The sequence below is a fragment of the Cedecea colo genome (genome assembly GCF_011808225.1).
Taxonomy (GTDB): domain Bacteria; phylum Pseudomonadota; class Gammaproteobacteria; order Enterobacterales; family Enterobacteriaceae; genus Dryocola; species Dryocola colo.
On the sequence record NZ_SOYS01000017.1, the window covers coordinates 19,609 to 27,446 of the forward strand.

Consider the following 7,838-nt stretch of genomic DNA (forward strand, 5'->3'; position numbering starts at 1 on the left):
GTATTGAGAAGGCTTACTGTATTACAGAACCGCTTTCTCTACAACGCGAACCAGCGTCCAGGACTTAGTCTTGGACAGTGGACGGCATTCGCGGATTTCAACCACGTCACCGATACCACATTCGTTGTTCTCGTCATGTACGTGCAGTTTGGTCGTACGCTTGATGAATTTCCCGTAAATTGGGTGTTTCACAAAACGTTCGATAGCAACAACGATGGATTTCTGCATCTTGTCACTAACAACACGACCTTGCAGAGTACGGATTTTATCGGTCATTACGCACCCGCCTTCTGAGTCAGTAAAGTCTTAACACGTGCAACGTCACGACGCACTTGCTTCAGCAGGTGAGTCTGTTGCAGCTGGCCACTCGCCGCTTGCATACGCAGGTTGAACTGCTCGCGCAGCAAGTTCAGCAGCTCGGTGTTCAGCTCTTCAACACTCTTTTCACGCAGCTCTTTTGCTTTCATTACATCACCGTCTTAGTTACAAAGGTGGTTTTAATCGGCAGTTTCGCTGCTGCCAGCTTGAAGGCTTCACGGGCCAGCTCTTCAGGTACGCCGTCCATTTCATACAGGACTTTACCTGGCTGGATCAAGGCAACCCAATACTCCACGTTACCTTTACCTTTACCCATACGCACTTCAAGCGGCTTCTCGGTGATTGGTTTATCCGGGAATACACGGATCCAGATCTTACCCTGACGCTTAACTGCACGTGTCATGGCACGACGTGCTGCTTCGATCTGACGTGCAGTCAGACGACCACGGCCAACAGCTTTCAGACCGAAAGTGCCGAAGCTAACATCCGTACCTGCAGCCAGACCACGGTTGCGGCCTTTGTGCACTTTACGGAATTTTGTACGCTTTGGTTGTAACACAGCGACTCTCCTTACTTACGGCCTTTACGCTGCTGCTTTTTAGGTTGAGCAGCCGGTTTTTCCGGTTGTTCAACAGCAGCCATCCCACCCAGGATCTCACCTTTGAAGATCCACACTTTAACGCCAATTACACCATAAGTGGTGTGCGCTTCAGAGGTGTTATAGTCGATGTCAGCACGCAGTGTGTGCAATGGCACGCGACCTTCACGGTACCATTCGGTACGTGCGATCTCGGCGCCGCCCAGACGGCCGCTAACTTCAACTTTGATACCTTTCGCGCCCAGACGCATGGCATTCTGTACAGCACGCTTCATAGCACGACGGAACATAACACGACGTTCCAGCTGAGAAGTAATGCTGTCAGCAACCAGTTTTGCGTCCAGTTCAGGCTTACGAACTTCGGCGATATTGATCTGTGCAGGAACGCCAGCGATATCCGCTACGACCTTGCGCAGTTTTTCTACGTCTTCGCCTTTCTTACCGATAACGATGCCAGGACGAGCAGTGTGAATAGTCACACGGATGCTCTTAGCTGGACGCTCAATAACGATACGAGATACAGACGCCTTCGCCAGTTCCTTTGTCAGGTACTGACGAACTTTAAAATCGCTGTCCAGGTTGTCAGCGAATTCTTTGGTGTTCGCAAACCAGGTAGAGTTCCATGGTTTTACAATACCCAGGCGAATACCATTAGGATGTACTTTCTGACCCATTGCTAGTCTCCAGAGTCTCAGCGATCGGACACAACCACAGTAATGTGGCTGGTGCGCTTCAGGATGCGATCTGCACGACCTTTTGCACGCGGCATAATGCGCTTCATGCTAGGGCCTTCGTCTACGAAGATTTTCGCGACTTTCAGATCGTCAATGTCAGCGCCATCGTTGTGTTCAGCGTTAGCAATGGCAGATTCCAGTACTTTCTTAACCAATACAGCCGCTTTCTTATTGGTGTAGGTCAGAATATCCAGAGCCTGCGACACTTTCTTACCGCGAATCAGGTCAGCAACAAGGCGAACCTTCTGAGCAGAAGAACGAGCATGGCGATGTTGAGCTAAAGTTTCCATCTCTTCCTCCTACCTTATTTCTTCTTCGCTTTTTTATCAGCAGCGTGGCCGCGATAAGTACGAGTCGGTGCGAATTCACCCAGCTTGTGACCGACCATTTCATCGGAAACAAATACTGGAACGTGCTGACGACCATTATGGACAGCGATGGTCAAACCGATCATGTTAGGAAAGATCGTTGAACGACGGGACCAAGTGCGCAGGGGCTTCTTGTCACCGCTTTCCACCGCTTTCTCTACCTTCTTCAGCAAGTGCAGGTCAATAAAAGGACCTTTCTTGAGAGAACGTGGCATGGCTTATCCTCTAAAATTATTTGCTACGGCGACGTACGATAAATTTATCAGTACGCTTGTTGCTGCGGGTCTTCTTACCTTTGGTCTGAACGCCCCACGGAGTTACCGGGTGCTTACCAAAGTTACGACCTTCACCACCACCATGTGGGTGATCGACTGGGTTCATCGCAGTACCGCGAACGGTAGGACGAATACCACGCCAGCGAGAGGCACCTGCTTTACCCAGAACGCGCAGCATATGCTCAGCGTTGCCGACTTCGCCCAGTGTTGCGCGGCAGTCAGCTTCGACTTTACGCATTTCACCGGAACGCAGACGCAGGGTAACGTAAGCACCATCACGAGCAACGATCTGCACATAGGTACCAGCGGAACGAGCCAGCTGACCGCCTTTACCTGGTTTCATTTCTACGTTATGAACGGTAGAACCAACCGGGATATTGCGCATCGGCAGGGTGTTGCCAGCTTTGATTGCAGCATCAACGCCAGATTGAATCTGGTCGCCAGCTTTCAGGCCTTTAGGGGCCAGAATGTAACGGCGCTCGCCATCTTTGTACAGAACCAGTGCGATATTCGCAGAACGGTTCGGATCGTACTCAAGACGTTCAACAACAGCCGGGATACCGTCTTTGTTGCGTTTGAAGTCAACAATACGATAAGCCTGCTTGTGACCACCACCGATGTGACGAGTGGTGATGCGGCCATTGTTGTTACGGCCACCGGATTTGCTGTTTTTTTCAACCAGCGGAGCAAAAGGCTTGCCCTTATGCAGCTCAGGGTTAACCACTTTAACAACGTGGCGACGACCCGGAGATGTCGGTTTACATTTAACAACTGCCATTGTTTTTCTCCTCCGACTTACTCAGCGCCGCCGACGAAGTCCAGATTCTGGCCTTCCTTCAGGGTGACGTAAGCTTTTTTCCAGTCGCTACGACGACCGATACGCTGTCCATGACGCTTAGTTTTCCCTTTAACAACCAGGGTATTCACGTCTTTAACTTCAACTTCGAACAGTTTCTCAACAGCAGCTAAGATCTCTGCTTTGGTCGCGTCTTTAGCAACTTTGAGTACGATGGTATTGGTTTTTTCCATCGCCATAGATGCTTTTTCAGATACGTGCGGCGCGCGCAGTACTTTCAGCAGACGTTCTTCACGGATCATGCCAGCATCTCCTCAACTTGCTTAACTGCATCGGCAGTCATAACGACTTTGTCGAAGGCGATCAGGCTAACTGGGTCGATACCAGCTACATCGCGCACGTCAACCTTATGCAGGTTACGCGCAGCCAGGAACAGATTCTCATCCAGTTCGCCGGTGATGATCAGCACATCTTCCAGAGCCATGTCTTTCAGTTTCTGAGCAAGCAGCTTAGTTTTAGGCGCTTCAACAGAGAACTGTTCGACAACGATCAGACGATCCTGACGTACCAGTTCGGACAGAATGCTTTTCAGCGCGCCGCGGTACATCTTTTTGTTAACTTTTTGACTGTGGTCCTGCGGACGAGCAGCGAAGGTTACGCCACCGGAACGCCAGATCGGGCTCTTGATAGAACCTGAACGCGCACGGCCGGTACCTTTCTGGCGCCACGGTTTTTTACCGGAACCAGTTACTTCAGCACGGGTCTTCTGAGCACGAGTACCTTGACGGGCACCAGCTGCATAAGCAACTACAACCTGATGTACCAGCGCTTCGTTGAAATCACGACCGAAGGTAGTTTCGGAAACAGTCAGCGCGCTTTGCGCGTCTTTCAATACTAATTCCATTGCTATCCCCTTACGCCTTCACAGCTGGTTTAACGATCAGGTCGCTACCGGTTGCACCCGGAACTGCACCTTTCACCAGCAGCAGGTTGCGCTCAGCGTCAACGCGTACTACGTCCAGGCTCTGAACGGTTACGCGTTCGTTACCCAGTTGGCCTGCCATTTTCTTGCCTTTGAACACTTTGCCCGGAGTCTGGTTCTGACCGATAGAACCCGGAACGCGGTGAGACAAGGAGTTACCGTGAGTAGCATCCTGGGTACGGAAGTTCCAGCGCTTAACGGTACCTGCGAAACCTTTACCTTTAGAGGTGCCAGTTACGTCTACTTTTTTAACTTCAGCAAACAGTTCAACGCTAATATCCTGACCTACGGTGAACTCTTCGCCTTCAGCAAGACGGAATTCCCACAGACCACGGCCAGCTTCAACGCCAGCTTTAGCAAAGTGACCAGCTTCCGGCTTGGTTACACGGTTAGCTTTTTTAGCACCAGTGGTCACCTGAACAGCACGGTAGCCGTCGTTAGCCAGGTCTTTAACCTGAGTAACACGGTTTGCTTCTACTTCGATTACGGTTACTGGGATAGAAACGCCGTCTTCAGTGAAGATACGGGTCATACCCACTTTTTTACCGACTAAACCAATCATTGTTTCAACCTCTCAATCGTCAATGACCTGATTAACCCAGGCTGATCTGCACGTCTACACCGGCAGCCAGATCCAGACGCATCAGAGCATCAACGGTTTTCTCAGTTGGCTCAACGATGTCAACCAGACGCTTGTGAGTGCGGATCTCGTACTGATCGCGCGCGTCTTTGTTGACGTGCGGGGAGATCAGAACGGTAAAGCGCTCTTTGCGGGTCGGCAGCGGGATCGGACCACGGACTTGCGCACCAGTGCGCTTAGCAGTCTCGACGATTTCCGCAGTTGATTGATCGATCAGACGATGATCAAACGCTTTAAGGCGGATACGGATTCTTTGGTTCTGCATGAGACCAGAGCTCCAATTATTTTATAGACGAAAAAAATCACTACTCGTACCCATTACGATTGATGGGAGAGTGTAATCGTTCATACATAGTCCCCCAATTGGGGACATTGTTGGCAGCAACATCGCTACCGGGTTCATATCGAACCAGCCGTCGATTAAGACAGGCCCGCGCATTATACGTAAATACGCTCATGAAGCAAGCCATGCTTACGAATTAAACAGTTTTTTCTGCAATAAAGTCGTGACGGGTTCCAGCGGGCCTGTAAAAATCGCAAGCGTCAGCAATACCCTGGAAGGTGTTCCGAAAACTACTGAACCTTCCTTTTTTCTTTTTGCCGCTCTGAAGTAGGGTTGTATAACTTTTTCAGGAGCCGCAACTATGGTGATTCACCCTTCCCTGCCGACGCTGGCCTTTATATTTGTATATGTGGCGCTACTGCTGCGGCTTAGCTGGATTGATGTAAGGCAACGTTTACTGCCAGACTACCTGAACTATTCGCTGCTATGGTCCGGGTTGTTATTTCACGTTTTTATTTCTCCGCATAGCCTGGCTTCAGCCGTGACAGGCGCTGTCGTCGGTTACTTAAGCCTTTGGTCACTGTTCTGGTGTTACTTTTTTGTACGAAAATGCGCAGGTATCGGGTACGGAGATATGAAGCTGCTGGCAGCATTAGGTGCGTGGCATGGCTGGCAAACCCTGCCGTGGCTTGTGCTTATCGCGGCGTTATGCGGTTTAGTTATGGCGGGGATAACCAAATTCTGGCGAGCAAGCTCTGATGGTTTATTCACCACACCGCTACCCTTTGGGCCCTGCCTTGCGATAGCGGGTGGTGTCACAGGATGGTTTAATCATTTCCCTTTAAAGGTTAACGATCTCAACTGGCTTCTTTAATCTGTGACTGGAGATAGTTTTGCAAGCCAATTTTAGCAATCAGGTCCAGTTCCGTTTCGAGCCAGTCAATATGATGCTCTTCCTCTGTGAGGATTTGAATCATCATGTCGCGGCTGACATAGTCATGGATAGTATCTGCATAGCTGATGGCTTCGCGCAGATCTTTAGCCCCTTCCATTTCGAGATTGAGATCTGAGCGAAGCATCTCTTCTACATCTTCACCGATATGGAGTTTGCCTAAATCCTGTAGGTTTGGAATGCCTTCAAGAAATAGAATACGCTCGATGTACTTATCGGCGTGTTTCATTTCATCGATGGATTCGTGGTATTCAACATCATTGAGGCGCATCAGGCCCCAGTTTTTGAACATTCTCGCATGGAGAAAATACTGATTGATCGCGACAAGCTCATTTCCCAACAATTTATTGAGATAATTTATTATCTTAATATCACTTTTCATTTTAACTCCCTCCGCTTCCACTACATGAAGCGTAGATGTAGCATGGAGTAAGTCAAAAAAAAGTGACGCGCTTAAGCGATCTCTTTAAATTCCGGGATCTGTAGCAACTCTTCTTGCATGATCTCTCGCGCGGCCCTTATGCACTTGCCACACTGGTTCCCTACCGGGATAAACTTGCGGAGCTGCTGGAAAGACTGAGGCTGAAACTGGCGCACTGCCTGACGAATTTTTTTATCACTCACACCATTACACAAGCAAACGTACATAAGCACTCCCGTTCAAATTCCGTGCAAAGTGTAAATGAGAATAGTTATGATTACAATAGCACAAGCTTGTTCAGTGCAAGCCAGACGCGGTAAAAAATGTAAAAAAAAGAGCGCCGAAGCGCTCTTTTTTATACAAAGGTATCAGCGATTAAGCGATAACTTTAGCAACAACACCAGCACCAACGGTACGGCCGCCTTCACGGATTGCGAAACGCAGACCATCGTCCATAGCGATTGGGTGGATCAGGGTGACAACCATTTTGATGTTGTCGCCCGGCATTACCATCTCAACGCCTTCCGGCAGTTCGATGGTACCGGTCACGTCAGTTGTACGGAAGTAGAACTGTGGACGGTAGCCTTTGAAGAACGGAGTGTGACGGCCGCCTTCGTCTTTGGACAGGATATAAACTTCAGATTCGAACTGAGTGTGTGGCTTGATGGAGCCTGGCTTGGCCAGTACCTGACCACGTTCGATTTCTTCACGTTTGATACCGCGCAGCAGAACACCAACGTTCTCACCGGCACGGCCTTCGTCCAGCAGTTTGCGGAACATTTCAACGCCGGTACAGGTGGACTTGGCAGTCTCTTTGATACCAACGATTTCAACTTCTTCGCCAACTTTAACGATACCGCGCTCCACACGACCGGTAACAACGGTACCACGGCCGGAGATGGAGAATACGTCTTCGATTGGCAGCAGAAATGGCTTGTCGATAGCACGCTCTGGTTCCGGGATGTAAGAATCCAGGTAGCCTGCCAGTTCAACAATCTTCGCTTCCCACTCTGCTTCGCCTTCCAGCGCTTTCAGAGCAGAACCACGTACGATTGGCGTATCGTCACCCGGGAAGTCGTACTGGGACAGAAGTTCACGCACTTCCATCTCTACCAGTTCCAGCAGCTCTTCGTCATCAACCATGTCGCATTTGTTCAGGAACACGATGATGAAAGGAACGCCTACCTGACGACCCAGCAGGATGTGCTCACGGGTCTGAGGCATCGGGCCGTCAGTCGCTGCAACAACCAGGATAGCGCCGTCCATCTGCGCAGCACCGGTGATCATGTTTTTAACGTAGTCGGCGTGTCCCGGGCAGTCAACGTGCGCGTAGTGGCGGGTCGGGGTGTCATATTCAACGTGGGAAGTGTTGATGGTGATACCACGAGCTTTTTCTTCCGGCGCGTTATCGATCTGATCGAATGCACGGGCAGAACCACCGTAGGTTTTAGCCAGAACGGTAGTGATTGCA

15 protein-coding genes are annotated in these 7,838 nt (G+C 50.1%); 1 reads left to right on the forward strand and 14 read right to left on the reverse strand.

The window, feature by feature from the left end; translation table 11 throughout:
- Window positions 1-21: 21 nt before the first annotated feature.
- The 11 genes from rpsQ to rpsJ are packed head-to-tail and all read right to left on the reverse strand — an operon-like array spanning window position 22 to window position 4,976.
- Window positions 22-276: a 30S ribosomal protein S17 gene (gene rpsQ, locus E2L00_RS21090; protein WP_058914299.1), complete on the reverse strand. Its 255-nt coding sequence runs from the start codon at window positions 274-276 to the stop codon at window positions 22-24.
- Entirely contained in the window at window positions 276-467 is a 192-nt protein-coding gene (gene rpmC / locus E2L00_RS21095; protein ID WP_008457158.1) for a 50S ribosomal protein L29, read from the reverse strand. The genes rpsQ and rpmC overlap by 1 nt, the downstream gene beginning before the upstream one ends.
- The gene (rplP, locus tag E2L00_RS21100) at window positions 467-877 is read right to left on the reverse strand and encodes a 50S ribosomal protein L16 (protein ID WP_008927134.1); all 411 of its coding nucleotides are present in this window, start codon (window positions 875-877) and stop codon (window positions 467-469) included. The genes rpmC and rplP overlap by 1 nt, the downstream gene beginning before the upstream one ends.
- Window positions 878-888: 11 nt before the next feature.
- Complete coding sequence (rpsC, locus tag E2L00_RS21105; RefSeq protein WP_000529945.1) at window positions 889-1,590, reverse strand: 30S ribosomal protein S3; 702 nt, start codon at window positions 1,588-1,590, stop codon at window positions 889-891.
- A 17-nt stretch (window positions 1,591-1,607) separates the two neighbouring features.
- Complete coding sequence (gene rplV / locus E2L00_RS21110; RefSeq protein ID WP_002919773.1) at window positions 1,608-1,940, reverse strand: 50S ribosomal protein L22; 333 nt, start codon at window positions 1,938-1,940, stop codon at window positions 1,608-1,610.
- Window positions 1,941-1,954: 14 nt separating this feature from the next.
- Window positions 1,955-2,233, reverse strand: a complete 279-nt coding sequence (gene rpsS / locus E2L00_RS21115) for a 30S ribosomal protein S19 (protein WP_001138115.1) — start codon at window positions 2,231-2,233, stop codon at window positions 1,955-1,957.
- Between the two features lie 16 nt (window positions 2,234-2,249).
- Complete coding sequence (rplB, locus tag E2L00_RS21120) at window positions 2,250-3,071, reverse strand: 50S ribosomal protein L2 (protein WP_167615002.1); 822 nt, start codon at window positions 3,069-3,071, stop codon at window positions 2,250-2,252.
- 17 nt (window positions 3,072-3,088) lie between these two features.
- Complete coding sequence (gene rplW, locus E2L00_RS21125) at window positions 3,089-3,391, reverse strand: 50S ribosomal protein L23 (RefSeq protein WP_167615004.1); 303 nt, start codon at window positions 3,389-3,391, stop codon at window positions 3,089-3,091.
- A complete protein-coding gene (gene rplD / locus E2L00_RS21130; protein WP_167615006.1) occupies window positions 3,388-3,993 on the reverse strand; it encodes a 50S ribosomal protein L4 in 606 nt (201 codons plus the stop codon). The genes rplW and rplD overlap by 4 nt, the downstream gene beginning before the upstream one ends.
- Window positions 3,994-4,003: 10 nt before the next feature.
- Entirely contained in the window at window positions 4,004-4,633 is a 630-nt protein-coding gene (rplC, locus tag E2L00_RS21135; protein ID WP_016538466.1) for a 50S ribosomal protein L3, read from the reverse strand.
- Window positions 4,634-4,664: 31 nt separating this feature from the next.
- Window positions 4,665-4,976 (reverse strand): 30S ribosomal protein S10, encoded by a 312-nt coding sequence (rpsJ, locus tag E2L00_RS21140; protein ID WP_001181005.1) that lies wholly within the window; start codon window positions 4,974-4,976, stop codon window positions 4,665-4,667.
- Between the two features lie 379 nt (window positions 4,977-5,355).
- On the opposite strand from rpsJ, the gene E2L00_RS21145 reads away from it, so the two are divergent.
- Complete coding sequence (locus tag E2L00_RS21145) at window positions 5,356-5,868, forward strand: prepilin peptidase (RefSeq protein ID WP_167615008.1); 513 nt, start codon at window positions 5,356-5,358, stop codon at window positions 5,866-5,868.
- On the opposite strand, the gene bfr is transcribed toward E2L00_RS21145, so the two are convergent.
- The 3 genes from bfr to tuf form a co-directional block, all read right to left on the reverse strand.
- The gene (bfr, locus tag E2L00_RS21150; protein WP_167615010.1) at window positions 5,852-6,328 is read right to left on the reverse strand and encodes a bacterioferritin; all 477 of its coding nucleotides are present in this window, start codon (window positions 6,326-6,328) and stop codon (window positions 5,852-5,854) included. The two genes, E2L00_RS21145 and bfr, sit on opposite strands and share 17 nt — an antisense overlap.
- Window positions 6,329-6,399: 71 nt before the next feature.
- Entirely contained in the window at window positions 6,400-6,594 is a 195-nt protein-coding gene (gene bfd, locus E2L00_RS21155) for a bacterioferritin-associated ferredoxin (protein WP_167615012.1), read from the reverse strand.
- A 148-nt stretch (window positions 6,595-6,742) separates the two neighbouring features.
- Window positions 6,743-7,838, reverse strand: a 1,096-nt coding sequence (gene tuf, locus E2L00_RS21160) for an elongation factor Tu (RefSeq protein ID WP_167615014.1), incomplete at its 5' end; no start/stop codon positions are given.